At 33.5% G+C, this 24,671-nt stretch carries 28 protein-coding genes; 8 read left to right on the top strand and 20 right to left on the bottom strand.

Translation table 11 applies throughout. The features are described 5' to 3' along the window. Window positions 1-33 precede the first annotated feature (33 nt). On the top strand, window positions 34-633 hold the full coding sequence (phoU, locus tag CBR30_06205; protein ID PMQ01446.1) for a phosphate transport system regulatory protein PhoU: 600 nt from the start codon (window positions 34-36) through the stop codon (window positions 631-633). Between the two features lies 1 nt (window position 634). On the opposite strand, the gene pstB is transcribed toward phoU, so the two are convergent. The 4 genes from pstB to pstS are packed head-to-tail and all read right to left on the bottom strand — an operon-like array spanning window position 635 to window position 4,182. Then, on the bottom strand, window positions 635-1,393 hold the full coding sequence (gene pstB / locus CBR30_06210; protein PMQ01415.1) for a phosphate ABC transporter ATP-binding protein: 759 nt from the start codon (window positions 1,391-1,393) through the stop codon (window positions 635-637). 13 nt (window positions 1,394-1,406) lie between these two features. Further along, a complete protein-coding gene (gene pstA, locus CBR30_06215) occupies window positions 1,407-2,243 on the bottom strand; it encodes a phosphate ABC transporter, permease protein PstA (GenBank protein ID PMQ01416.1) in 837 nt (278 codons plus the stop codon). After that, window positions 2,240-3,145 (bottom strand): phosphate ABC transporter permease subunit PstC, encoded by a 906-nt coding sequence (gene pstC, locus CBR30_06220; GenBank protein PMQ01417.1) that lies wholly within the window; start codon window positions 3,143-3,145, stop codon window positions 2,240-2,242. Before pstC ends, pstA begins: the two co-directional genes overlap by 4 nt. A 5-nt stretch (window positions 3,146-3,150) precedes the next feature. Beyond that, window positions 3,151-4,182, bottom strand: coding sequence for a phosphate ABC transporter substrate-binding protein PstS (gene pstS / locus CBR30_06225; GenBank protein PMQ01418.1), 1,032 nt, complete (start codon window positions 4,180-4,182; stop codon window positions 3,151-3,153). Between the two features lie 141 nt (window positions 4,183-4,323). Between pstS and CBR30_06230 the strand changes: the two genes are divergently transcribed. From CBR30_06230 to rfaE2, 3 genes are read left to right on the top strand one after another with little or no spacing between them, the layout of a single operon-like run. Next, window positions 4,324-5,406, top strand: a complete 1,083-nt coding sequence (locus CBR30_06230) for a phosphoheptose isomerase (protein PMQ01419.1) — start codon at window positions 4,324-4,326, stop codon at window positions 5,404-5,406. Further along, the gene (gene rfaE1 / locus CBR30_06235; protein PMQ01420.1) at window positions 5,399-6,400 is read left to right on the top strand and encodes a D-glycero-beta-D-manno-heptose-7-phosphate kinase; all 1,002 of its coding nucleotides are present in this window, start codon (window positions 5,399-5,401) and stop codon (window positions 6,398-6,400) included. The genes CBR30_06230 and rfaE1 overlap by 8 nt, the downstream gene beginning before the upstream one ends. Continuing rightward, window positions 6,378-6,872 (top strand): D-glycero-beta-D-manno-heptose 1-phosphate adenylyltransferase, encoded by a 495-nt coding sequence (rfaE2, locus tag CBR30_06240; GenBank protein PMQ01421.1) that lies wholly within the window; start codon window positions 6,378-6,380, stop codon window positions 6,870-6,872. Before rfaE1 ends, rfaE2 begins: the two co-directional genes overlap by 23 nt. Here rfaE2 and CBR30_06245 read toward each other — a convergent pair. From CBR30_06245 to CBR30_06260, 4 genes are read right to left on the bottom strand one after another with little or no spacing between them, the layout of a single operon-like run. Beyond that, complete coding sequence (locus tag CBR30_06245; GenBank protein PMQ01422.1) at window positions 6,852-9,200, bottom strand: heptosyltransferase; 2,349 nt, start codon at window positions 9,198-9,200, stop codon at window positions 6,852-6,854. The two genes, rfaE2 and CBR30_06245, sit on opposite strands and share 21 nt — an antisense overlap. 2 nt (window positions 9,201-9,202) lie before the next feature. Further along, a complete protein-coding gene (locus CBR30_06250) occupies window positions 9,203-9,682 on the bottom strand; it encodes a hypothetical protein (GenBank protein ID PMQ01423.1) in 480 nt (159 codons plus the stop codon). Window positions 9,683-9,697: 15 nt separating this feature from the next. Next, window positions 9,698-11,005, bottom strand: a complete 1,308-nt coding sequence (locus tag CBR30_06255) for a hypothetical protein (GenBank protein PMQ01424.1) — start codon at window positions 11,003-11,005, stop codon at window positions 9,698-9,700. After that, window positions 10,998-12,542: an MBL fold hydrolase gene (locus tag CBR30_06260; protein PMQ01425.1), complete on the bottom strand. Its 1,545-nt coding sequence runs from the start codon at window positions 12,540-12,542 to the stop codon at window positions 10,998-11,000. The genes CBR30_06255 and CBR30_06260 overlap by 8 nt, the downstream gene beginning before the upstream one ends. Window positions 12,543-12,653: 111 nt before the next feature. Here CBR30_06260 and CBR30_06265 point away from each other — a divergent pair, with 111 nt between their 5' ends. Next, window positions 12,654-13,136, top strand: a complete 483-nt coding sequence (locus tag CBR30_06265; protein PMQ01426.1) for a hypothetical protein — start codon at window positions 12,654-12,656, stop codon at window positions 13,134-13,136. An 18-nt stretch (window positions 13,137-13,154) separates the two neighbouring features. Here CBR30_06265 and CBR30_06270 read toward each other — a convergent pair whose 3' ends face one another. Genes CBR30_06270 through CBR30_06280 form a run of 3 tightly spaced genes read right to left on the bottom strand, consistent with a single transcriptional unit; the run spans window position 13,155 to window position 15,510 of the window. Then, on the bottom strand, window positions 13,155-13,949 hold the full coding sequence (locus CBR30_06270; GenBank protein ID PMQ01427.1) for a manganese ABC transporter permease: 795 nt from the start codon (window positions 13,947-13,949) through the stop codon (window positions 13,155-13,157). 3 nt (window positions 13,950-13,952) lie between these two features. Further along, the gene (locus CBR30_06275; protein PMQ01428.1) at window positions 13,953-14,699 is read right to left on the bottom strand and encodes a zinc ABC transporter ATP-binding protein; all 747 of its coding nucleotides are present in this window, start codon (window positions 14,697-14,699) and stop codon (window positions 13,953-13,955) included. Then, a complete protein-coding gene (locus CBR30_06280) occupies window positions 14,683-15,510 on the bottom strand; it encodes an ABC transporter substrate-binding protein (protein PMQ01429.1) in 828 nt (275 codons plus the stop codon). Before CBR30_06280 ends, CBR30_06275 begins: the two co-directional genes overlap by 17 nt. Window positions 15,511-15,785: 275 nt before the next feature. On the opposite strand from CBR30_06280, the gene CBR30_06285 reads away from it, so the two are divergent. Then, window positions 15,786-18,047 (top strand): diguanylate cyclase, encoded by a 2,262-nt coding sequence (locus CBR30_06285; GenBank protein ID PMQ01430.1) that lies wholly within the window; start codon window positions 15,786-15,788, stop codon window positions 18,045-18,047. A gap of 32 nt (window positions 18,048-18,079) precedes the next feature. Here CBR30_06285 and CBR30_06290 read toward each other — a convergent pair whose 3' ends face one another. From CBR30_06290 to CBR30_06310, 5 genes are read right to left on the bottom strand one after another with little or no spacing between them, the layout of a single operon-like run. Beyond that, window positions 18,080-18,229: a YvrJ family protein gene (locus CBR30_06290; protein PMQ01431.1), complete on the bottom strand. Its 150-nt coding sequence runs from the start codon at window positions 18,227-18,229 to the stop codon at window positions 18,080-18,082. A gap of 4 nt (window positions 18,230-18,233) precedes the next feature. After that, window positions 18,234-18,569: a hypothetical protein gene (locus tag CBR30_06295; GenBank protein PMQ01432.1), complete on the bottom strand. Its 336-nt coding sequence runs from the start codon at window positions 18,567-18,569 to the stop codon at window positions 18,234-18,236. After that, on the bottom strand, window positions 18,562-18,792 hold the full coding sequence (locus CBR30_06300; protein PMQ01433.1) for a hypothetical protein: 231 nt from the start codon (window positions 18,790-18,792) through the stop codon (window positions 18,562-18,564). Before CBR30_06300 ends, CBR30_06295 begins: the two co-directional genes overlap by 8 nt. Before the next feature lie 47 nt (window positions 18,793-18,839). Beyond that, window positions 18,840-19,070, bottom strand: coding sequence for a hypothetical protein (locus CBR30_06305; GenBank protein ID PMQ01434.1), 231 nt, complete (start codon window positions 19,068-19,070; stop codon window positions 18,840-18,842). Between the two features lie 22 nt (window positions 19,071-19,092). Next, a complete protein-coding gene (locus CBR30_06310) occupies window positions 19,093-19,314 on the bottom strand; it encodes a hypothetical protein (protein ID PMQ01435.1) in 222 nt (73 codons plus the stop codon). Between the two features lie 127 nt (window positions 19,315-19,441). Here CBR30_06310 and CBR30_06315 point away from each other — a divergent pair, with 127 nt between their 5' ends. Together CBR30_06315 and CBR30_06320 are read left to right on the top strand one after the other, a co-directional pair. Then, on the top strand, window positions 19,442-19,651 hold the full coding sequence (locus tag CBR30_06315) for a thiamine biosynthesis protein ThiS (protein PMQ01436.1): 210 nt from the start codon (window positions 19,442-19,444) through the stop codon (window positions 19,649-19,651). A 3-nt stretch (window positions 19,652-19,654) separates the two neighbouring features. Beyond that, a complete protein-coding gene (locus CBR30_06320) occupies window positions 19,655-20,638 on the top strand; it encodes a TIGR00269 family protein (GenBank protein ID PMQ01437.1) in 984 nt (327 codons plus the stop codon). On the opposite strand, the gene CBR30_06325 is transcribed toward CBR30_06320, so the two are convergent. The 4 genes from CBR30_06325 to CBR30_06340 all read right to left on the bottom strand — a co-directional run bounded on the left by CBR30_06325 (window position 20,604) and on the right by CBR30_06340 (window position 24,378). Then, window positions 20,604-21,485, bottom strand: coding sequence for a hypothetical protein (locus tag CBR30_06325; protein ID PMQ01438.1), 882 nt, complete (start codon window positions 21,483-21,485; stop codon window positions 20,604-20,606). The two genes, CBR30_06320 and CBR30_06325, sit on opposite strands and share 35 nt — an antisense overlap. Further along, the gene (locus CBR30_06330) at window positions 21,448-21,642 is read right to left on the bottom strand and encodes a hypothetical protein (protein ID PMQ01439.1); all 195 of its coding nucleotides are present in this window, start codon (window positions 21,640-21,642) and stop codon (window positions 21,448-21,450) included. Before CBR30_06330 ends, CBR30_06325 begins: the two co-directional genes overlap by 38 nt. A gap of 124 nt (window positions 21,643-21,766) precedes the next feature. Next, complete coding sequence (locus tag CBR30_06335) at window positions 21,767-23,623, bottom strand: arabinosidase (GenBank protein ID PMQ01440.1); 1,857 nt, start codon at window positions 23,621-23,623, stop codon at window positions 21,767-21,769. A 68-nt stretch (window positions 23,624-23,691) separates the two neighbouring features. Continuing rightward, entirely contained in the window at window positions 23,692-24,378 is a 687-nt protein-coding gene (locus CBR30_06340; GenBank protein ID PMQ01441.1) for a hypothetical protein, read from the bottom strand. Window positions 24,379-24,671: the final 293 nt, after the last annotated feature.

Raw genomic sequence — 24,671 nt, forward strand, 5'->3', positions numbered from 1 at the left:
GAACTAAGAAGTTTAGAACATGACCTACAAGAAATGGGTAAGATTGTAGAGAGCATGTTATGTGACAGTTTAGAAGCTTTAACGAAAAAGGATAGAAAATTAGCAGAAGAAGTTATTGAAAGGGATGATTTAGTGGATAAACTTAATTGGGATATTGAAGATAGATGCCTAAAATTACTTGCTTTACAGCAACCCATGGCACAAGACTTAAGAGTAATTGCAGCTACCATGAAGATAATAAGTGATATAGAAAGAATGGGAGATTATTGTGTAGATATTGCCAAATTTACATTAGATCTCATAGGATATCCCACTTTAATTATCAATCCAAATCTTATAAAAATGTTTGAGCTTGTGAAGAAAATAATAAATGATTCTTTATTAGCATTCGTTAATAGAGATGTTGACTTTATAATAGAGGTTGTAGATGAAGATAAAGAGATTGATAGTACCTATTGGAAGATCTTTGATGAAATTGTTGAAGAAATAGAAAGTGCCCCTGAAACTGCACCCCAAGCTATTAAGCTATTAATGATTGCAAGATATTTGGAAAGAATTGCAGACCATGTTACAAATGTAGCAGAGAGAATATATTACATGGAAACAGGAGAATTGAAAGAGTTACATAATTAATCTATCCAAATCTACCTGTTATATAATCTTCTGTTAGTTTCTTTTTAGGTCTTGTGAATATATCAGGAGTTTTGCCCATCTCTATAACTTCTCCCATATACATGAATATGGTTTCATCAGATACTCTTCCTGCCTGCTGCATGTTATGGGTAACAATTACTATAGTTACATGTTTTTTAAGTTCTCTTATTGTGTCCTCAATTTTGTAAGTGGAAATAGGATCTAAAGCGGAGGTTGGTTCATCCATGAGCAAAACTTCTGGCTCTACCGCAAGAGCTCTTGCAATACAAACCCTTTGTTGTTGCCCCCCTGAAAGTTCTGACGGATAAGACCTTAGTCTATCCTTTATTTCATCCCATATTCCAGCTAATCTAAGACTTCTCTCTACTATTTCATCTAATTTCCCTTTAGGTACCTTTTTATTATTAAGAATATATCCTGATATAACATTCTCATAGATATTCATGTTAGTAAAAAGGTTTGGTCTTTGAAATACCATTCCAATTCTTCTTCTAATAATCACTGGGTCAATGTCAGGATCGTAAATATTTAGATTATCAATATAAATTTTACCTTCTATCCTTGTACCTGGAGTTAGCTCATGTAATCTATTAAAGCATCTAAGTAAGGTGGTTTTTCCACATCCAGAAGGACCAATAATAGCAGTTACAAGATTAGCTTTTATTGATATATTGATATTTTTTAATACTTGTAAGGAACCAAACCAGGCATTTAAATTTTCAGTTCTTAATTTTTCCAAGTTTATATCCTCCCTACTGGTGATATCTTCTTTTACCATAGTATCTCGATAATATGTTTAGTAGGAGAATAATCATGGCTAAAAGGAAAGACGATGCCCATGCAATATCTTTCCACTCCTTATAAGGAGAAGTTGCATAATTAAATATTGTTACCGTCAAACTTGCTATAGGTTGGTCTAATCTTAGGCTGAGAAAATTATTATTTAGGGATGTAAATAGTAATGGGGCAGTCTCCCCCATTATTCTTGCTAAGGAACTCATAATTCCTGTTATTATTCCAGAGCTTGCACTGGGAAGTACAACTTTAATTATTACTCTCCATTTAGGGGCACCTAAGGCATAACCAGCCTCCCTTACAGTATTTGGAATCATTTTTAAAGATTCTTCTGTCGCTTTTACAATTGTTGGTATCATAATTATACCTAAGGCTACTCCACCTGCAATAGCAGAAAATCTTTTCATAGGAACAACTATAACTATATAGATAAAAATGCCTATAATAATTGTAGGAATGCTACTTAAAACTTCTGATATATATCTCGTCCACCATGCAAATCTATTATTCCCATACTCTGCAATATATATACCACTCAAAATTCCAATAGGTATTCCAATTATACTTGCTATTAAACTTAGTAGCATTGTTCCTATTATAGCATTTGCTACTCCACCACCAGGAACTCCTGGAGGTTTTGGAAGATCAATAATTAACCTTAAATTTAATTTTGATATACCCTTAATAAAAATATCTCCTAAAATCCAAAAAAGGAATAGGGCACCAACAAAAAAGGATAAAGTCGATAAGAATAACATTAAATTGTTAATAATTTTTCTTTTTCTATAGCTCATAGACCTTCAAACCTTTTTATAATTACATATCTTGATATTGCAATAGTAAAAAAGGTTATTAAGAATAGTATTAATGCCAGCTCAATGAGTGATGAGAGATGGAGTTTGCCAAAGGCTTCTGCAAATTCATTTGCTATGGTGCTGGCAATGGTTGCTCCAGGACTGAAAAGGGATATTGATAATTGGTAAGAATTTCCAATAACCATAGTTACAGCCATTGTTTCACCAAGAGCTCTACTTAATCCTAATATAGCACTTGCAATTATTCCTGATTTTGCATTGCCAATTTCTACTTTCCTAATCATTTCCCACTTTGTCATCCCTAAGGCTAAAGCACCTTCTTTTTGCTCCTTAGGTACTAAAGAGAGAATTTCTCTGGATATAGAAGAAATTATCGGTATAATCATTATTGAAAGCACAATGCCAGCAGTTAGATATCCTACTCCTATACTATAACCACTAAATAGAGGAATAAAACCTAAATATTTATTTAAGAATGGACCTACCTTAAATTGCATAATGGGTGATAATGTAAAAAGTCCCCACATTCCATAAATTACACTGGGAATTGCCCCTAATAGTTCAATAATAAATGATAAGGTGCTTCTTATTCTAAATGGACAGATTTCCGTAAGAAAAATTGCAATCCCTAAACTTATGGGAAGTCCTATAATAAGAGCTAAAAGGGATGTGATAATGGTACCATAAATAGCTGGCAGAGCAGAAAACTGCTCTGTCACAGGATCCCATATAGTGTTCCACAAGAATTTTAATCCAAATTTTTTAATGCTTGGAAGGGCACCTATTATTAGGTAAATGAAAATTGCTATTGTTATTATTGTTATAACAAGGCTTGAAAGTATTGTTAAATTTTTAAATATTTTCTCCCCTGTATTTCTCATAAAATTTATTCAACTGGCTTACCCATATATGTTATTTCTTTTAATCTTCTCAATGCGAGATTTTTAACCTTTTCAGGCAATGGAACATATAGTAACTCTTCTGCATACTTATCTCCCTTAGCATATGCCCACTTTATAAAACTGATTAATGCTTTTGCCTTCTCTAAGTCTTTTTGTTCCTTTCTTATCAATAAGAAGGTATATCCTACTATAGGATAACTATTTCTTCCTGGAGCGTCAACTGTAAATACATAGAAATCGTTTGGAACTTGGTATAAACTCAGAGCGGACTGTACTGTTTCTTTATTAGGAAATACAAAATTTCCTAATTTATTCCTTATCTGTGCGTAAGGAATATTGTTTTGTTCTGCATAGGCAAGTTCTACATACCCAATGGCACCAGGTGTATTTTGTACAGTCCCTGCAACACCAGCATTACCCTTACCACCTATTCCAATAGGCCAATTTACAGAAGTTCCTGCACCAACCTTTTCTTTCCATTCGCTACTCACTGCTGAAAGGAAGGCTGTAAAAATATGAGTAGTACCGCTTCCATCGGATCTTCTTACAACTGTTATTGGAAGATCAGGTATTTTTATGTCTTTATTTAGTATAGTGATCTTGGGATCAGTCCATCTTTTAATTTTTCCTAAATATATGTCCGCAATAATCTCTCTTGATAATTTTAGCCCTTTTCCAACACCTGGTAAATTGTATATCATCACAATACTGCCTGCTACTGTTGGAATCATAATTAATCCTGATTGTTTCTGTTCTTCACCTGTTAGGGGAGAATCTGATGCTCCAAAATCTACTGTTCCTGCTTTGATTTGTTGGATCCCTGCACCACTTCCTATGGCTTGATAGTTTATCTTAATCTTTGTTTCTTGCTCATATTCATAGAACCACCTGGAGTATAGTGGGTATGGGAATGTTGCTCCTGCACCTGTAAGAGAAACTTGGGCAAGGGTTGAAAAAATTAGGAGAGAACTTAATAGGAAGAGGATAATAGAAACTTTTTTAATTTTTGGTCTCATATAAACCCTCCTTTTAAATTTTTATTTTCATTTTAGATTCTAACAGATTATTTTTAAATAGCTTTTAAAAAATAATTAAATTTTTGTTAGACTTTTAATTTTGATATAATTTGTTTTAGATTACTAATGTTGAGGTGGTTTATGGGAATTATTGATAAAAGATTGAGATTACATAAAAGAACTTTAGAGCTGGTTGAAATTGAGCTTAAGGAGGATATCAGACGCTCTGCAAAAGCCATTGTAGAAGCTTATAAAAAGGGGAAAAAAGTTGTTTTGTTTGGCAATGGTGGAAGTGCAGCAGATGCCCAACATATTGCAGGAGAATTGGTAGGTAGGTTTTTAAAGGAAAGAAGGTCTCTTCCCGCCATTGCTCTAACTACAAACTCCTCAATAGTTACTGCCATTTCTAATGATTATGGTTTTGATTTTGTTTTTGAAAGGCAATTAGAGGCTTGGGTTGAGGAAGGAGATGTAGTAATTGGTATAAGTACATCAGGAAGTTCTAAAAATGTAGTAAGGGGATTGGAAAAGGCGAAAAGTTTAGGGGCTTTCACAATTGCCTTTTCTGGTAAGGATGGGGGAGAGATCTCCAAATTAGCAGATATTAGCATAACAATACCTTTTCATATTACACCTCATATTCAGGAGTTACATATAACAATAGGGCATCTCTTATGTGATATTGTAGAGGAGGAGTTATTCCCAAATAAGAAAAAAGCCATTTTTCTTGATAGAGATGGAACATTAAACGAGGATAAGGGATATACGTATAAGGTTGAGGATTTAAAAATTTTACCTAATGTTGTGGAAGGTTTAAAAATACTTCAGAAAAAATTTCTTCTCATAGTAGTTAGTAACCAATCAGGAGTTGAGAGGGGATACTATACTAATTGGGATGTAGAAAATTTCAATAATCACTTATATTTAGCTTTAGCTAAAGAAGGAGTCTATATAGATGATTTTTATTACTGTCCAAATTTAGAAGGTGATTGTAGAAAGCCAAATATTGGTATGTTTATGCAAGCCCAAGAGGATTGGAATATAGATTTATCAAGGTCGTATATGATTGGCGATAAGGAGACGGATGTATTAGCTGGGAAAAAGGCTGGTTGTAAAACTATTTTCTTAGGTAAAGATTCAAGTATTTTACCTGACTATTTTGCTAATGATTTATTGGATGCAGCCAATTGGATTATGAAGGAAGAGGAGGAAAATAATGAATAAGAGTAGATTTTTGGATATTATTGGGCATTGGCATGGAAAGAGAATAGGGGTTATTGGGGATATAATGCTTGACGAGTATATAATGGGAAAAGTAACAAGAATTTCTCCAGAAGCTCCCGTTCCTATTGTAGAGATGGAGCAGGAATTTTCAGTTTTAGGCGGGGCTGGAAATGTAGCAAACAACATAAAGTCCTTAGGAGGAGAGGTAATTTTATTTGGAGTTATAGGAAATGATGAAGGAGGCAAAAAGATCTTAAACCTTTTAAGAGAAAGAAAGATTATGGAGGAATTGATCATTGATGAAAATAGACCTACGACTACTAAAACAAGAATTATAGCTTTAAATCAGCAGGTAGTTAGGGTGGACAGAGAAAAAAAAGAGAGTATATCTCAGGAAATAGAAGAAAAGATAATAAATTCCCTTGAAAATAAAATAAAGAATTTAGATGGTATAGTTATATCAGATTATCTTAAAGGAGTTTTAACTTTTAACTTAACCCAAAAGATTATCCGTTTAGCTAAAAAAGAAGGCAAGTTTATAATTGTAGACCCTAAGGGTAGGGATTACTCAAAATATTTAGGAGCAACCCTAATTACTCCTAATGAGAAAGAGGCTCAAATTGCAACAAATTCTGATGAAAACTTTAATATAAAAGAGATAGCGGAGAAGTTATTTGATATTGTTAAAGGGGATGGTGTACTTATAACTCGTGGTGAAAAGGGAATGTTTCTCTATCAAGCTGAAAGTCAGGTTTTCATACCTGCCTTAGCCTCTCAGGTTAGGGATGTAACTGGCGCAGGTGATACTGTAGTTGCTACTTTAGCTCTTGCCTTATCTGGAGGTGCAAATCTATTGGAGGCTTCTATTCTCTCAAATCTTTCCGCCAGTATAACAGTAAGAAAATTAGGAACAGCTGTTGTAACCCCAGAAGAGTTAAAACAGATACTACCTGAGAAATTGGAGCTAAAAGATGGATGGATATTCTTTAAGTAAAATAAAGTCAAGAAAAGAGATCACTTCTCTTGTAGAAGAGTTAAAGAGAAAAAAGAAAAAAATAGTATTTACAAATGGATGTTTTGAGCTACTACATCCAGGGCATATTGAGTTATTAGAGAAGGCAAAATCTTTAGGAGATGTACTTATTGTAGGGGTAAATAGTGATAGTTCTGTTGAGAAGATTAAGGGAAAGAAAAAATTAATCCTTGATGAAAATTCCAGAGCAAGAGTAATAGCATCAGTTGGGGTTGTGGATTATGTTGTTATCTTTGATGAGAGCACCCCTGAAGAATTAATTAGAGATATAAAGCCCCATATACATGTAAAAGGTGGAGATTATAGAGTAGAGGACTTACCAGAAGCTAAAATTGTAAAAAGTTATGGAGGGGAAGTAGTTATCATTCCCCTCCATGAAGATTTTTCGACTACAAAAATAATTGAAAGGATACTATTTTTGTATAAAGAATAGGATTCTTTTCCATACTTCCTCAACAGTTATCCCTTTCATACAATCAAGAGTTTCGCAGACTCTTTTGCGCCTGTCCCAGAGACACGGTTGACAGGGCAGGTTAGTCATTACTACTTGAAAATTGATATTACCTTCTGGAACAATCTCCTTAGGATTTGTTGGTCCAAAAAGGGCAATTAGTGGTTTATTTAAAGCTATGCCAAGATGCAAAGGTGCAGAATCCAAACATACCAGTATTTTTGAATAATAAATCAAAGCTAAGAATTCCTCTAAATTTTTAGGTTTAATAATCCTTCCTTCCTTTACAAAATTCCTAAACTCTTTTTCCGTTTCTCCCTCATCAGGACCGAGAGTAACGATAAACTCTATATTGTTTTCTTCTAACTTTTCAATTAATTTTCGCCATTTATCTGTCTCCCATCTTCTATCAATACCTCGAACAATACTCATATTGCTAATTCCTGGATGTATAATGATAAACTCATTTGGCTTTAAATTAATGCTATCTAATATTTCTTTTCCTTTTTCGAGAATTTCACTATTTAACTTTATTTGTGGAGGTTCAAATTCTTCTTTTATACCTAAGGCTTTTACAAGCCTGTAATGTACTCTCCCCATATATTCATTTCGTATTGAAGAAGCCTTGTTTGTATATAGAAAGCTTAATGGGTTTTCCTTGTATCCTACTCTAATATTTGCTGAGATTAGATACATAAAAATGGGAATAAATGGAGATTTTCCAGAAGAAACTGTTATATCAAACTTCTCTTTGCGCACATTGGTTAAAAGCCTTAAGGTCTCCTTCAAGCTTAATTTATTTTTAGGATTAAATTCATATACTTCGTAACCACAAATTTCGAGAATTTCTTTCCCTCTCTTTTCAGTTATTACTTTTACCTCTTTAAAATGCTTTTTTAATTTTTCTAAAGTAGGTAAGAATAATATTTGGTCACCTAATCCTCCCAAGTTAAAGGCTAATACCTTTTGATTTTCTTCCTCTTTAAAAAGATTAATCAGTATTGCACAAGAAAGCCAGAATATTATTTGAGGATATGGTCTGTACCATATAGTATCCACAAGACCATGAAAGAGAGGAGCAGTTATAGAGGATATAGCGGTTATCCCTAAAAGCTTTCTATCAAAACTCCAACCTGAGAAATGAACAAAAAATTTTTTATAAAGATAATAAAGCATTATTAGGAATAGAATCAAGGAGAATATGCTTCCCTCTATTGCTAACTCCAAAAATAAATTGTAGGAGGCAAGAGCAGTATATTTTGGTTCCATGTAAAAGGCATAAACCTGTCTAAAAACATCGTTACCAAGTCCAATCCCTGTTAGGAAAAAGTCCTTCAATATTTTAAAAGAACTTTTCCATATCATTATTCTGGTAACGTTAGATGTGTGCCCCCATATAGTAAACATTGAGAGTATTCTCATTCTTAAATAGGTATTAGTAAATATTCCAATGATGAAAAGAAGCAAAAGTATTGAATAAATAATTATTAATCTCTTCCTTAAGGATTTATCTTTCTGCCATAAATATAGGAAAGTGCCAAGGAATATTACTAAAATTTCAGCAACAAATCCTAAGTAGGCGCCTCTCGAATAGGTCCAAATAATGGAGAGGGCGGTTATGACTATAGTAGTTAATATGAATGATTTGAAATATGGAAAGAAAAAAAGAGAAGAAAGTACATAGGGGAAAACAGCTATTAAGTATCCTCCAAGCAGGTTTGGGTTTAAAAGAGTACCATAAACTCTTGTTACATTCTCTCCTATATATTCTTGATCTTCCCATCCTGCAAGAGGAGGAACTTTTATGATCCATTGGTAAACACAATAAAGGGCTAATAGGAAAGTAGACAATAAAATAGCTATAATGGCATTTTTCTGTTTATTAGGATGTTTGAAAACATCTCTAAATATAAAGAAGAGAGCAAAATACACTAAAAATTTGGCTAATCCTTTTATGGCGGATAATAAATACGGTGAGGAAAAAGTAGCATAAATATTTATTCCTAAAAAGACAAACAAGAGAATAGAGAAGGTATCTAAATTTTTGAAAAATTTTTCCTTAGGATTGAGAAAGGTTATAAGAGCCCATAGAACAAAAGCCCCAAAGGAAAGAATAGCAATTTTCCCACTGGTTAAAAAAGGTAATAAAAATAGGAATATGTAAAGGTAATGCTCTAATAAAAAGTCTAACCAGGGAAAAATTCTTGACTCTTCTATTATATTTTGAAATATCCTTTTTACATTAGTTTCTATTTTATCAAGAAATTTGCAAATTAAACTTTCTCTCCATAAAGTTTCAAGCTTTTCCATACTTATTTCACCCTGATTGCAGAAATAACTCCTGTAACATCCGCTTTATAGCTTTCTATGGTAATTGGCATTCCTATCTTTACCTTGGTACCTAAAACAATAGCATCTTCTGTTTGATATCCTTTTGCTGTAAAGGTTACTAAGCAGTCAACATTAAATGGATTATTTATATCATCTATGGTAAAATATCCACCTTTGCCATCCGGAATAACATTTTTCTTTTCAAATATCTTAACATCCTTAATAACTACCCAGGCAAAGGGTTGGTTTTTTATCCTTATAAAGGCTTTTTCACCAGGAACAAGGAAGTTATGATCTACTAATGGGAGATTTCTAATAATAAAATCTACTTCAATATTTTTTTCTTCTCCTCTTACCTTTGTGATAGGCGATCTTCCAGAGCTAACAAGAAAAAAGCCCAATATTGCTAATATGACAACACTAACAAAAAATACATCAAAAATATTTATTTTTTTTAGCATCTCTCTACTCCTCCTTTAATTATTTGTAATAAACTTTATTAATAAGTCTATCACTTCTTCTATATCATGGTAAGATATTTTTTCAAAAGTATCTGTTTTCTGATGGAGATCAGGCATAAAAAGATCCCCACTCGCTCGAGTAATAAATATTACTGGTAGTTTAAGGGAATAAAAACTGTACTGATCTGATTGTGTTATTAATGGATGTTCTCCTAAAAGATTTAAGTTTTCATCTATCTTCTTCATTTTTTCTACATAACTTTCAGCAAAATTATTATAAATTAAGTAGAGATATTCGCCTCTTCCAATGCAATCTATGTTTATATTGAGCAGTAATTTATTCAAAGGGAATATGGGGTTTTTAACATAATAACTCGAGCCTTTAAGACCATACTCTTCTCCATTAAAAAAGGCAAAAACAAGATTATACTTAGGAGTAATATTTTTTTCCTTAATAATTTTTATTATTTCTAAAAGTACGCCTACAGATAATGCATTGTCATTAGCACCAGGGAAAAAGGACCCATCAAAGTCCTTTCCTACGTGATCCATATGTGCACTTAGGATTATATATTTATCTTCTTTACCGTTAATTAAAGCAAATATGTTTGAAGAGTTATTTTTAAGGGTCTTATATTTGATCGTATAGCTTATCTCTAAATTTGAGTCTTCTTTATAAAGTTTTTCAAGCTTTTCTTGAAAGTTAGAAGTTATATAGATTACAGGTATAGGATAATTATTGAGGAATAAGGCTTTTTGAGAAACGATAAATTCTTTGTTTTTATCCAAAACTAAGATAATACCTTTACCACCGTTGTAATATGATAAATATGTTCTATAATCTACTCTATCCAGATTCTTATCCTTTGAGTTTTCATAACCTAATTTAGCTATGGCTATTTTATCCTTCACATTTTTGTAATTTTCAAATTTTAACCCATAGCCTACAAACTCTATCTTTCCTGAGATATTCCATGTACCAGTTAGAATATCTCTAAAATCCTTTCTATAAATTCCCCTAAGAATTACTTTATTATGAGAGATTACTTCAAGTTTTGGCTCCTCTTCTAATAGATAAACATCAAGAGGAAATTTTTGAAAATATATCAAGTTCTCAGGTATATTATTTTTTATTAGCTCACTTTTTATGAAGTTTAATAGTTTTTCCTCTTCTAAGGTTCCTGCTTGTCTTCCTAAATATTTATCGCTACTTAGTTCCTTAGTTATATCTAAAGCATAGATACCATAGGTTTGGGCTTTTACATTAAAAAGTCCAAGAACAATCAGTAGGCTTAAGATTATTAATAATTTTCTTTTAGACATTTCTTTCTCCCTTTATATTTTTTAATATTAATAAGCAGGCTTTAAGCAAACTAATGTTTTCCTCATTTTGAGAGATAGGCTGACTTTTCATAGAGATTAAGGTATTTTCTAACTCATTTAATATCTCATCTATTTCAGGTTTTTTAATTTCTTTAGGAGGAGTAATTTCTCTTTTAGCAAGATCAATGGTTTGGGTAGGTTGAGGAATGAGGGTTTCAAAACCTTTAGCTTTTAAAAGATTAGAAAGTGCTGTAGATGCTTGTGGCTCACCATGGGTTATTATAAATAATGGGTTTGATTGAAAGGTGCTTGCCCATTTTAAAAGATCTTTCTGATCCGCATGGGCGGAAAAACCATTTATTGTATGGATTTTGGCATTCACAGCAAGTTCTTCCCCCATAATATGTACTCTTTTTGCCCCATCTACTATACTCCTTCCTAAGGTACCTTGAGCTTGATAGCCAACAAATATTATATGAGTATTCTCTTTCCATATATTATGCTTTAAATGATGAAGAATTCTTCCCCCAGTGCACATTCCACTTCCTGCAATGATAATACCGTTTTCTAAATCATTGATGCTTTTTGATTCATCAGGAGTGGACAAATATTTTAAATTGCGTAGAGAGAAAGGGTCCATACCTTCTAAAAGATATTTTTGAATTTCTCCAGAAAGAAGATTGGTATGTTTTTTATAAATATCAGTTACCTTTTTACCCATAGGACTATCAAAGAAAATAGGAAAGTTCTTAGGTATAATATTTTCTAAGGACAAGAGCATAAGCTCATAGATAACTCTTTGGGCTCTATCTACCACGAAAGATGGTATAAGAATTTTTCCATTCTCTTTTATTGCTTGCTCTATTACGCTTTTAAATTCCTTTCTTGTTTCTTCTAAGCTTTTATGTAATCTATCTCCATAAGTTGACTCAATGACCACATAATCCGCCTGTTCTATCAAAGCAGGAGTTCCTTCCATTACTCCTTCCCACTGCCCTATATCTCCAGAAAATACTATTTTAGTACTATCGCCCCATACTTCTAAAGAGCCTGCCCCTAAAATATGGGCAGAATCCCTAAACCTAAACTTTATATCCTTTAAATCAATAATTTCATCATAAGGGATAGGTTCAAAAAGGGTCATTGCCATTTCTACTTCCTTTTCTGTGTATAAGGGTTCTATTAAGGGTTTTCCTGCCCTTAAATTTTTTCTATTTATCCTTTCAACCTCTTCCTTCATTAATTTTACTGTGTCTAACCATAGAACTTCACAAAGTTCAATAGTAGGTAAAGTTGCATATATTTTACCTCTGAATCCTTCCTTTACTAATTTGGGAATCCTGCCAGAATGATCCAGATGTGCATGAGTTAATATAACTGCGGATATCTGGGATGGATCAAAAGGAAAGGGGACTTCATTTTCTTTCTCTGATTTTCCCTGGAAGATTCCACAATCAACAAGATATTTTTTTTCATTGGTCAAAAGATATGTAGAGCCGGTAACCTCTCCCGTTGCTCCCAGAAAGGTCAATTTCATTTTACCACCTCTTATCTTGTAGACTTTTTAGGTAGTATATCACAATTTTGGAAAATTATCTGACCTTAAAATGAACCTTTTTACCACATTCTTTTATGCTATAATGTATATATGATAAGAGAAAAATTTAATGAGCTTATTGAGTTAATTTATAAAAAGACAAAAGAGTATTATAAAGAAAATCTAACCTCTTTTGTTGTTTTTGGCTCCTGTAGTAGAAATTTACCTACCCCAGAATCGGATATTGATCTTCTAATTATCCTTAAAAAAGCACCTACTGGTAGAATAAAGAGGGTTGAAGAATTTTACTTAAATATAGAAAAACCATTAGAAAATTACATAAACGATCTTAGAAAATATGGAATAAATACATATATATCCCCAATTATTAGAACAGAAGAAGAAGTTAAAATAGGAAGTCCCTTATATATAGATATGCTCACCGGAGTAAAAATCCTTTGGGATGAAGGAAACTTCTTTAGTAAATATCTATCAGAATTAAAAGAGAAGCTCGAAAAACTTGGCGCAGAAAAAAGAGAAGGATATTGGATTTACAAGAAAAATGTGGATAAAAATGAAGGGGTAGAGGTTTAGTATAGCTTACTACTTCCTCTACTTCTTCCTCCTATAGACTGAGATAAAAAATATTAAGGTTAGGATTAATATTATAGTTGAGCCGGATGGAAGATTTAGATAGAAAGAGGAAATTAAGCCTCCCCAGATGCCTATAAGGCTTATTATTGAGCTAAGAAAAACTGCTTCCTTAAAGCTTTTTGATCTTGGAATGGCAATAGAAGGAGGAATTACTAAAAGAGCAGAAATAAGGATTATACCTATCAGCTTACTGGCAAGCACTATAGCAATAGCGGAAAGGCTTAAAACGATCTCCTCCAAAACAAAAGTATTAATTCCTGAAACTTCCGCAGAGATTGGATCAAAAATTATATATACAATCCTCCAATAATTCTTAAAAAAGAATAATAGCACTAAGAAAAGAAAGAAAAGAGTAATAATTATATCGTCATATCCTACTCCTAATATATTTCCAAAAAGGTAAGAGAATAGATCCACCGTATACCCTTTATGAAGAGCTAAGAAGATGCTTCCTAAAGCCATAGAGGATGTATAAAATATGCCAATGGGTACATCTCCCTTTAAAGGCACCTTCCTATTTATAAAAGGTATGAGCCAAACCACAAAAAGGGAGAAAATAATTGCGGATATAAGAGGATTAATGCCCAAAAGTATTCCTAAGGCAATACCTCCAAAGGCAGAATGGCTTATGCCGGAGCCCATAAAGGTTAGCCCTCTAAAGACTAAATAAGCACCTAATATTGAAGTTACAACACTTAATAATAATCCAGATATGATAGCCCTTTGCATAAAACCATAGGCTAAGAAATTCATATTCTAACCTTCCTTCTCGTGGGTTAGGAAGAATACATCCTCCCCATATATTTCTTTTAGGGATTGACGTATCTTAAGATCTGAAGGACATCCATGGAGAAAGATTTTTCTATTTAGGCAGGCAAGCTTTTTTACTCTCTTTGATATAACTCCTATATCATGGGATATTAATATTATCGTTAACCCCTTTTTATTCAAATCCTCCAAGATATTGTAGAATTTTTCCTGGGAAGAAATATCCACACCAACAGTAGGCTCATCCAGTACCAATAATCTTGGTTCTCCTGCTATCGCCTTAGCCACCAATACCCTTTGCTGTTGACCTCCAGAAAGCTCCCCAAAAAGCTTATCCCTATAATCCCACATATCTACTTTTTTAATTGCTTCCTCTATCTTTTCTTTATCCTCTAAGGAAAGATTCTTCCAATCTTTTACTGCTCTTCTCCCCAAGGAGACCACATCCCATACTTTAATAGGGAAAAACTTATCTACTTCCAATCTTTGAGGAATATATCCTATATACTTCTTCTCCTCTCCTAATTTCCAGGGAGGCTTCCCAAAAACTTCTACTTTTCCCTTTTGAGGTCTAAGAATACCTACGATTATCTTTATAAGGGTGGTCTTTCCTGCTCCGTTGGGTCCAATTATCCCCCAGAAATCCCCCTCCTCAATAGAAAAATTAATATTTTCAAGCACTAAATAATCTCCATAACTAAAGTATAGATTTTCTATATTAACTATTTTGTTCATCAAATATTTTTTCCAATTTCTTTACGTTTTCTCTCAGCAAATCAAAATAGTCCTTCCCAAAACCTAAAGGATCCAAAGTTATAATCTTTACATTTGTTTCCTTAGCAATAGTATTCAATACAGGCGATCTATTAAAGGGCTCACTTATTATATATTTTATGTTATTCTTTTTTATGATATTTATGATCTCCACAATTTTTTTAGGAGATGGCTCCTTACCTTCCCCTTCCTCAATAACCCCTACGGTCTTTATATTATACCTCTTAAAGAAATAATACCATGCTGGATGATAAACAATAACTTCCTTCTTCTTAAATCTACTAAGCCTTTCTCTTATTTCCTTATCTAATTTATCCAGCTTATTTAATAGTACCTTTAAATTTTTCTCATAAATGGCTTTATTACTACCATCCACTTCAATAAGCTTTTTATAAATATTTTCCGCTATTTTTTTAGCAAGAATAGGATCAAGCCATATATGCGGATTATTATCTTCAAAGGGAATATTAGAGGATACATTTACAATTTTGCTACTGCCCTTTATCAGTTTGCTTATCCATGCATCCACATCTCCACCATTTATAACTATTAGCCTTGCCTTTTCTACAAGACGAAAGGTCTCTGGCGTTGGTTCAAAGGTATGTGGACTTGCATTATAGGGAAGTATGGAGGAAACCTTCCAAAGAGAGCCAGTAATATAGGAAGAAAGACTTTGAAGAGGTGGTATACTTGCCAAGGCGGTCCTCTCCTCCCCCCACCCCAAGGAGATCAACCCTACTACCAATAACAAAATTAATAATTTCCTCTTCATAGCAAAAAACCTCCTTTCCATAGGAAGATATTATATCAAAATCTTGATATAATTTCCAGAAATTTTTCTCTTTCCCCTTCCCTATTATAGTAGTTATTATTATATCCCTTCTTCTCATTCTAAGCACTATTGCCTTAGCAGATCCATCAAATAGCGATAATCAAATATCAAGTTTACAGCCACCAGTAGTTGTAGAAAAAACAATTGAATAATACCTGGAGGGGATGTGGGGGAGGGGACTATTTGAAATTACCCCCATTATGGGGTAGAATATTATTATGAAAATTATTAAAATTCTTATATTATTATTTTTTCTTTTATCAATAAGTTTTGGGGAAGAGCCCATTATAATCACAGGTGATCGTGCTCTTCCACCTATAGAATATTTAGACTCCCAAGGAAATCCCCAAGGCTTTATAGTAGATGTGATGAGAGAGCTTAGCAAGGAGATAGGAAAACCTATTGAGATTCGTCTTATGCCATGGAAAGAGGCTGTAAAATCCTTAGATGAAGGTAAGGTATCTGGCATTGAGTTTATGAGAATAACAAAGGAAAGGGAAAAGAAATATGATTTTGTACCTATTATGGAAAGCTTTAGCGTAATAGTAGTACCTATAGATTCCGATATAGTAAATTCTTTAGATATAAAAAATAAAAGGGTGGCAGTTTTAAACTTGGATGTTGCCCATAATTTCCTTGCTAATTTCTCCTATGTAGTTCCCAAAGATACGCAGGAAGAAGTTCTTCTTTCTGTTTTAAAAAGAGAAGTTTCTGCAGGAGTTGTAAACTACTACTTTGCTAAATGGTTTATATATAAAAAGGAATTGCAAGACCAATTGAAGATCCTTCCCGATAAACTTATTACAAACTATTCTGGTATTGCCCTACCAAAAAATAGTCCACTACTTCCCCTTTTTCAAAAGGGAATATCTAATCTAAGAAACAGAGGAGTTTTAAATAAGTTAAGTTTGAAATGGTTTGGAATGGAACTTATCACTGGTGAGACCTTGAAAAAGGGAGAAAAAATATTAGGAACTCTTTTAACCATTCTTTTAATTGCTCTCCTTGTAATTGCCATTTTTATTGGGAATAGAATATTACTAAAAAGGATAATATTTCAAAGGACAAGGGAGCTTAAGGAAAGATACGAGGATATAGCAAGAATATATAATTTCCTCCATGAAAGCACATCTATCTCAAATCCTTCTGAATTAGAGGACTTATACACGAAAAACCTTAGGGAATTACTTCCAAACCATAAAATAAAAATATTAAGAAAGGTAAATGGAGAAATAAATTTAGAAGGTTTTAAGGGAGAAAAAATACCTTTAAGGATAGGAGAAGAGCTTTTAGGATATACCATAATAGAGCCAGAAATTACTGATAAAAAGTATGTTATAGATATATTATCTCAGGAGTTTTGCCATCTATTATATACTCTTAAAATGAAAGAGGAGACAAAAAGAGCGGAAGAGCTTTCTAACCTTATCAATGAATTTTCCCTCTTTTACTCTACCCGTGATACAAGATTAATTTTAACTAACATATTAAGAAAGCTTCTTAATATATTGTCCGCTAACGTTGGCTCCATAATGACTTTATCTCCTGAGGATAATAAGCTATATATAACTGCAAGCATTGGGCTTTCAGAGGAAGTAGTGAAAAATGTAGTCCTTAATGTGGGAGAGGGCATTGCAGGATGGTGTGCTCTCCACAAAGAACCCCTAATCTTAGAAGATACTTCCTCAGATCCAAGGTTTAAGGCTTTTGAGCCTAAACTTCATATAAAATCTTCCATTGTTTATCCTTTAATCCATGAGGGTAAAGTTTTAGGAGTTTTAAACATAAATAGTCTGGAAGAAAAAAGAAAATTTAGCGAGAAGGACCTTGAACTTGTAGAAAAAATTGCTCCTCTTATAGCAAGCTTCTTGGAGCAGGAAAACTTGGAAAAAAGAATCTCCAGACTAAACAAGGAAGCCCTTCTTATCCTTGTTGAGGCTATTGAGGCAAGAGACCCTTATACAGGCGGACATGTAAAGGCTGTAACTGATTATTCCCTAAAAATGGGAGAGTTTTTAAAATTAGATAGGGAAGAGTTAAAAACATTAGAGATGGCAAGCTATTTGCATGATGTGGGTAAAATAAAAGTGCCAGATGATATTTTAAAAGCTCCAAGAAAGCTTACACCTGAAGAGTGGGAGATAATGAAGATGCATCCTATATGGGGAGAGGAGTTTCTGAAAAAATTTACCACCTTTAAAGATATTGCCAAAATTGTAAGGCATCACCATGAAAGATGGGATGGGAAAGGTTACCCTGATGGACTTTCCGGAGAAAATATACCTTTTCTATCAAGAATTATCGTGCTATCAGATAGTTTTCAGGCTATGACCTCCATAAGACCTTATAAAAAGGCACTTTCCTTAGAGGAAGCTGTAGAAGAGATTAGAAAGGAAAAGGGAAAGCAGTTTGATCCTGAGCTTGCAGAAATCTTCATTGAGGTGGTAGTTGAAGATCTAATTAAAGAAGGAGTATAGGGCAGGATTTAACTCTTTCCTGCCCTAACCCTCTAAGATTTTAGGCTTATTATAGCTTGGGATAGATCCTGAATAGCCTTTGTTAAATCCTCTAACTTATGCTCTATCCTTAAAAGTAAGATCAAAGATACTACAATTGGAAATCCCAAGTTACTTATTATCTGTATCAAATTAGTATCCATATTATCAAACCTCCATATGAATATATCTCTTCCCCTCATCTATCTTACAATATCTAAAACCTAAACTTTTTACTATCTCATAAACCTCCTTTAGATTTTTTGCAGTAATATCGCAGGCTCTTCCCATTGTATGCCTTGAATTTTTCACTCCTCCAACCTCCATGTTATGCTTCTCGCATCTATACCCACTGGTTATAACAAAACCTCCCTTTGTCTTCTCCCACAAAATCTCCATTTTTTCCAAAAGATCTGGATGTATCTTTACTTGTTCACAACATCTACATTGGAAATCCATCAAAAGAAAATGAGGAGATATTTTTAATTCATTTACTCTACGCATCTTTTATCTCCTTATCCCCTAAAGCTAAAATTACCTTTGAAATTAATAAGGGAAGAAATTCCTTTTCAAAAAATGTGGGCAAACATTCAGGACATACTGGAGTATCATCTATAAAAAACATAAAGTTCTTTTTCTTATTACAAATTTTGCAGGTATAATTGGGAAAAGTTTGATAGAGAAAACTAAATTTAAAAGTTAATTTTTTTACCAAGCTCTCAAACATAGAAACCTCCCCCTTTATAATAGGCAGGGGAATTCCCCTGCCCAAAATTAATCGTAATAATCACTAATATTTGTCTCAATAACCCTTGCATCTACCTTTGCTACTAAATCTCCTGTCCTCCCCTGGAATATATTCTGGGCTATGATTAGGTCCATAGCTTGTAAAAGCTCCTCCTCTGTAACATCATCCTTTGGATCTGGAATTCTTATAGTAAAATTGCTTCCTCCACTATCCCTAAAAACAAGCCTTATATATTTTCTTGAAGAGAAATTTGCCATTCTCTCACCTCCCTTTCACTCATTACATTTCAACTAACTCCTCATCATTGGTTCTTACCACCTTTACTAAGGGGTATTTTTGCAAACTTGCCAACTTTTCTGCTACTGCGTAAACAGAGCTGTCACTGGCATCCGCCTTAACATTATTAAAGCTTCTACTTCTTATTACTGGATTTCCTTGTTGAAATCCCACCTGAACCCTTAAAATCAAACGAGAATTGTAAGGAATAGAATTTACTGCCATCTATCTCACCTCCTTTCTATTAAAAAAATAGAGGAGTGGGTGACAGAATAATCCAAAAGAGTAAAGAAAAATACTAAATTTTATGGTAAAATATTCATAGAAAATATACTAAAAAGGGAGGAATTGTATGGGCATTTACAATTATAAGGTAAAGTATAGAGGAAAGATCTACGAGATAAAGGTAGAAAAAGATAAGCTCATGATAGAGGAAATTCTAAAAAATCTTGGGCTATCAAGGGAGTATGCCTTTGTGGTAAAAAATGGAGAGATTGAGATGGATGGGTATATTTATCCGTCTGATGAAATTGAGGTTATAAATGCGGTCTCAGGAGGATAAATAATGAAATGTACTATCTGTAAAAGTAAGGGGATGGATAATAAAGCTATTATCGACCTACCAGCCCATAATATTAGGCTTTGCAAAGAGCATTATATAGAGTGGTTTGAAAGAAGAGTAGAAAGAACCATAAAAGAGTTTAGGATGTTTACAAAAAGGGATAGAATTCTTGTCGCAGTATCTGGAGGAAAGGATAGTTTAGGGCTTTGGTATGCCTTAAATAAGCTTGGCTATGATGCAGATGGCTTGCATATCGACTTGGGCATATATGATTACTCTGAAAAAAGTAGAAAGATTACCGAGGATTTTGCCCAAAAGATTGGAAGAAGATTATACATTATCGATCTAAAAAGGGAGATGGGAGGAATACCAGAGATTAAAGAGAAGATAAAGAATAAGCCTGCATGCTCCATATGTGGCACTATAAAAAGATATTACATGAACAAGGTAGCAAGAGAAGAAGGCTATAATGTACTTGCTACAGGGCACAATTTAGATGACGAATCCGCAGTACTTCTTAATAACATATTGAATTGGCATTTAGAGTACTTGGGAAGACAATATCCAGTTCTTGAGGAGGAAGAGGGCTTCGCAAAGAAAGTAAAACCATATTTTAGAATATCAGAAAAGGAGAGTGCCATATATACCTTTTTAAATGGGATAAAATACATAGAGGAAGAGTGCCCATTAAGTATTGGAGCCAATTCCTTAAAGTATAAAGAAATATTGGGAAATATAGAGGAAAAATTCCCTGGAACAAAGCTTAGATTCCTAAATGGATACATGGAAAAGATCCATCCCTTATTTGAAAAAAGGGAGGAAAAAGAAGTAAAATCTATGGGGAGATGTAAGATCTGTGGAGAGCCATCCTCTTTAGATATATGTGCGGTTTGTAATATAAAATTAAAGATGGGGAAGGGAGGGGATTATTCCCCTCCCCAAATACTAATCTTTAGTCAGAAAAGATATCCTTATCGTAAACCTTAAGCTCATCGTAGGTACCTCTTAGGGATCGAGCTTCATAGGGCCAATAATTTTGAAAGGGATTGTGACCAATGAAAAATTGATAAGTATTATTTAGATCCGCATTATAATCTGCCTCTGCCTTCAATACTCCATCTATATAGATTCTTAGTTTACCTTGGGTTTTGTTCCAAGTAATAGCTATATCGTAAAATTTATCACTCTCAAAAACAAAGTTATTAGTGTCTGAATAATCAGGGTTAGAATTAGCAGTAGACCAATCAGAGCTATTCCAAGTGCCATAAGCCATATTAGTAATATTTCCTCCTCTAAAAAGTAGAGAGAACCCAAAAGCTCCAGTATATGCGTAAAGCCATCCTACTGTATCTATTAAAAATCCTTGATGGGGATAACCTAAATTCGGATCATTGTAAACAGTATACATATCAGCATCTGGCTTGAAATAAAATCTTATGGTTCCCTCAGTAGGATTTATACATTGAGAGCTATACCCTACATAGCTATTTAACTCATCAAGATGCACAGCTTTTCCCTCTATTCCATCCACAAAAGAAATATTTCTTGTTCCATTTACAGTTTCACTATAGAAAGAACTAAAGAGGGTAGAGGTTGTATTAACAGAATCTTCAAACTTATCTATGAATACAGGTGCAAAGGGAACCTTAACTACTGTTACCACCTTGCTTGTTCCAACATTTCCTGCATTATCGTATGCCTTTGCATATATGGTATGCTCTGAATTATCATCATAACCTGATACATCCCAATCGTACTTATAGGGAGAAGAAGTAAACTCTTTTACCTTTACATCATCAATAAAAAGCTCCACCTTTTTTGATACCAATATTATCCATTACCTGAATCTCAATAGTGACTACACCTGAAACCTCCGATGAATCTTGTGGCGATAAAATACTCACCTGCGGTTTTACTGTATCCTTTTGGGTACATCCAGAGATTGCAAAAACAAAAAGGAAAAATAAGAGGAAAAGGGAAACCTTCTTCACAATAAACATCTCCTTTCGTGGAACAATATTTAGCGGAAGATGTTTTTTCTCTCAAAAAACCCCTTCTGCTATACCTACATTATAACAGATGAAAATAAAAATAAATGTGATTTACGTCACAGATCTATCTCCTCTTAATCCAAACCTGCATGGGACCTTGTTCTCTATTTGCCCAAGCATAATAAGGGATAGCTTTAAATTCCACATCAGACATCTTTGAACTTACTTCCTTAACTGGTAAATATAAATTTTTCTTCCATATATTTCTATCCACCAATTTCCCTTTTCCTCTTACTACAACAACGCCACCTAATATGGGCTCAAAATTCGAGGTTAAAATAGTATCTGTAGGAATTTCTAAATCACAAATATTAAATGAGTTATCCACCTGTTCCAAACAATAGACTATTGGTCCTCTTTTTATAGCAATTCTTCCTGTATTATCTAAAACTTTTGGATGGGACTCTATTAGTTGTATCTCCATGGAAAGATCAAGCTTTAAAACATCTTTCTTTTTCCATTCCCTCTCTATCTTCACATATCCATTCAATTTTGTGGGGAAGATCTGTGTGTCATTTACATATATGGAATACTTTTTACACCAATTAGGTATTCTTAAGTAAAGACTATATTCTCCGTCAGTATTTATGTTAAATTCCACTAAACCGTCCCAGGGATACTGGGTATTAACCTCAAACTCTATTATTTTTCCATTCCATGATATTTTTGCCAAATTTGATGTATAAAGATGCACCCAGATACCATCAAAGGATTTTGAATATATGTACCCTGGCAAACTTGCAATTAGTCTTGCTATATTTGGTGGGCAACAGGCACAAGCAAACCATTTCTGTCTTCTATGCTTACCATTATTACTTAGAGGATTAACATAAAAATAATATTCTCCATCTAAGGAGATGCCAGAAAGTAATCCATTGTACAAAACAAGCTCCATCATATCTGCAAATCTTCCTTCAGGAGATACATGAAGCATTCTATAGTTCCACATCATATTAGCAATACTGGCACAAGTTTCTGCATAGGCAGTCTCATTAGGAAGTTCATACTCCTCTCCAAAGGCTTCTCCTTCATGTCTTGCTCTTGCACCTCCTGTAATATACATCTTTCTTTCTGTAAAGTTATGCCATAGCCTTTCCAAGGCATTAAGAATCTCCTGGTCTCCAATTTCCAAATACAAATCTGTAGCTCCACAATTTAAATAAAGAGATCTTACTGCATGCCCAACTATTTCATCCAGCTCTCTAAAGGGCTTATGGTCTATATGATATAAATCTCCGCCTACTAAACCTTTGCCTCTCTCATCAATAAAAAATTTGGCTAAATTAAGATATTTATAATTCTTTGTTTCCCTAAATAGCTCCACTAAAGCCATTTCAATCTCAGGATGTCCACTGGTTCCTTCCCTTTTACCAGGACCAAAAACAGAATCAATATGATCTGCAAATCTAATAGCAATATCCAAAAGACTTCTTTCCCCTGTAGCCCTATAGTAGGCTATTCCTGCTTGTATAAGGTGCCCTGCACAATAAAGCTCATGCATATCTTTTAGATTTGTCCATCTATCCTTCTTCTTTTCAAAGGTAAAGAATGTATCAAGATATCCATCCTCATCTTGAGCAAGACGAATCTCCTCAATTACCTCGTCCACTAACCTTTCCAAATTTTCATCTCTCTCCGTCATCAAGGAGAAAGAAACTGCCTCAATCCATTTATACACATCCGTATCATTAAAGAAAAATCCAAAATAATCTCCCTGTATCTTTCCACTTGCTCTTCTAAAATTATTTATTCTTTGAGTTTGTTCTAAAAGCTCATATTGGGTAGGAATAGTAACTTCTTTAACTACCCTTAGTCTATCTGCTAAAAGCCCATTTGTAAGTTTTACCGAGGATACAGAAACAGGGTGAAGTTTTGAATAGGCACTATTAGAGGTATCAATAATATATTTTCTTTCTTCCATAATTCACCAACCTCCAAAATTGATAAAATGATTAAATGGTCTTACCATATTATAATATAAACAAAAATTTATTTAAATAGCTTCTCTATTTCATCCTCCCACATTTTATAAAACCTATCAATCAGCATATGGATCTTTTGAATATTTCTTGTTTTTATTCCCTCAAATATTTCTCTATGATATGAGTAAGTTTTTTCTGCAAAAACTGGATTTTCCCGTGGGTCTTGCCAGGATAAAAAGATGTCCTTTAAACCTTCCAAAAAATCATAGAGAAATTTATTTTTTGAAGCTCTATATATGGCACTATAGAAGTTCCAAAGCTCTTCCAAGCTCTCCTCGCTTCTCCTTTGAGTTTCCTCAAGAATATTTAATAACTTCTCAATACTTTTAATCTCCTCATCATCTATATTTTTTATAACTTCCTCAAAAGCAAGCTTTTCCAATGCTTTTCTTACTTTTATTACGTCAAGAAGTCTTTCCTTCTCCTTTGTATCTACATGAAGGACTATATAAAACATTTCAGGAGTAAAGGGATTTTTAATGTATATACCACTTCCTGGCTTTACCTCTACAAGATTTAAACTTTCCATAATTCTTATGGCTTCTCTTAAAAGAGGTCTGCTAACCCTTAAAGCACGTGCAAGATCCCTTTCTGAAGGTAGCCTATCCCCCACCTTCATATTCTGAGATACAGCATACTCCATAATAGCTTTTACAATACTATCCGTCAATTTTGTTCTAACAATTGGCTTCACTCTAAAACACCTCTCATAAACTGGACTAACCAATTTTATCCTCTAATATACAGATTGTCAATGAGGAGAAATTCCTGACCTGTAATCAGTTTTTGAAAAGAAAAACCTCCCAGGGTTAGAATTAGATTAGAAAGAGATAACATCCAAACCCCGGGAGGTGAAAACTATGGTCATTAATATTCTACCAGATTTTTCTTTAAGAAAAAAGATAAAAGAAATTTTAATTGTGTTAATAATGAGTTTAATAAAAGAGAAAAAACCATCAATTAGAGCTCTTTCTAAAAAAGCTTTAT

The sequence above is a fragment of the Dictyoglomus sp. NZ13-RE01 genome, from assembly GCA_002878375.1.
Classification (GTDB): domain Bacteria; phylum Dictyoglomota; class Dictyoglomia; order Dictyoglomales; family Dictyoglomaceae; genus NZ13-RE01.

Coding starts and splice junctions, on each gene's coding strand:
- phoU (PMQ01446.1), top strand. CDS start 34: ATGGGTAAGATTGTAGAGAGCATGTTATGTGACAGTTTAGAAGCTTTA.
- pstA (PMQ01416.1), bottom strand. CDS start 2,243: ATGAGCTATAGAAAAAGAAAAATTATTAACAATTTAATGTTATTCTTA.
- pstC (PMQ01417.1), bottom strand. CDS start 3,145: ATGAGAAATACAGGGGAGAAAATATTTAAAAATTTAACAATACTTTCA.
- pstS (PMQ01418.1), bottom strand. CDS start 4,182: ATGAGACCAAAAATTAAAAAAGTTTCTATTATCCTCTTCCTATTAAGT.
- CBR30_06230 (PMQ01419.1), top strand. CDS start 4,324: ATGGGAATTATTGATAAAAGATTGAGATTACATAAAAGAACTTTAGAG.
- rfaE1 (PMQ01420.1), top strand. CDS start 5,399: ATGAATAAGAGTAGATTTTTGGATATTATTGGGCATTGGCATGGAAAG.
- rfaE2 (PMQ01421.1), top strand. CDS start 6,378: ATGGATGGATATTCTTTAAGTAAAATAAAGTCAAGAAAAGAGATCACT.
- CBR30_06245 (PMQ01422.1), bottom strand. CDS start 9,200: ATGGAAAAGCTTGAAACTTTATGGAGAGAAAGTTTAATTTGCAAATTT.
- CBR30_06250 (PMQ01423.1), bottom strand. CDS start 9,682: ATGCTAAAAAAAATAAATATTTTTGATGTATTTTTTGTTAGTGTTGTC.
- CBR30_06255 (PMQ01424.1), bottom strand. CDS start 11,005: ATGTCTAAAAGAAAATTATTAATAATCTTAAGCCTACTGATTGTTCTT.
- CBR30_06260 (PMQ01425.1), bottom strand. CDS start 12,542: ATGAAATTGACCTTTCTGGGAGCAACGGGAGAGGTTACCGGCTCTACA.
- CBR30_06265 (PMQ01426.1), top strand. CDS start 12,654: ATGATAAGAGAAAAATTTAATGAGCTTATTGAGTTAATTTATAAAAAG.
- CBR30_06270 (PMQ01427.1), bottom strand. CDS start 13,949: ATGAATTTCTTAGCCTATGGTTTTATGCAAAGGGCTATCATATCTGGA.
- CBR30_06275 (PMQ01428.1), bottom strand. CDS start 14,699: ATGAACAAAATAGTTAATATAGAAAATCTATACTTTAGTTATGGAGAT.
- CBR30_06280 (PMQ01429.1), bottom strand. CDS start 15,510: ATGAAGAGGAAATTATTAATTTTGTTATTGGTAGTAGGGTTGATCTCC.
- CBR30_06290 (PMQ01431.1), bottom strand. CDS start 18,229: ATGGATACTAATTTGATACAGATAATAAGTAACTTGGGATTTCCAATT.
- CBR30_06295 (PMQ01432.1), bottom strand. CDS start 18,569: ATGCGTAGAGTAAATGAATTAAAAATATCTCCTCATTTTCTTTTGATG.
- CBR30_06300 (PMQ01433.1), bottom strand. CDS start 18,792: ATGTTTGAGAGCTTGGTAAAAAAATTAACTTTTAAATTTAGTTTTCTC.
- CBR30_06305 (PMQ01434.1), bottom strand. CDS start 19,070: ATGGCAAATTTCTCTTCAAGAAAATATATAAGGCTTGTTTTTAGGGAT.
- CBR30_06310 (PMQ01435.1), bottom strand. CDS start 19,314: ATGGCAGTAAATTCTATTCCTTACAATTCTCGTTTGATTTTAAGGGTT.
- CBR30_06315 (PMQ01436.1), top strand. CDS start 19,442: ATGGGCATTTACAATTATAAGGTAAAGTATAGAGGAAAGATCTACGAG.
- CBR30_06320 (PMQ01437.1), top strand. CDS start 19,655: ATGAAATGTACTATCTGTAAAAGTAAGGGGATGGATAATAAAGCTATT.
- CBR30_06335 (PMQ01440.1), bottom strand. CDS start 23,623: ATGGAAGAAAGAAAATATATTATTGATACCTCTAATAGTGCCTATTCA.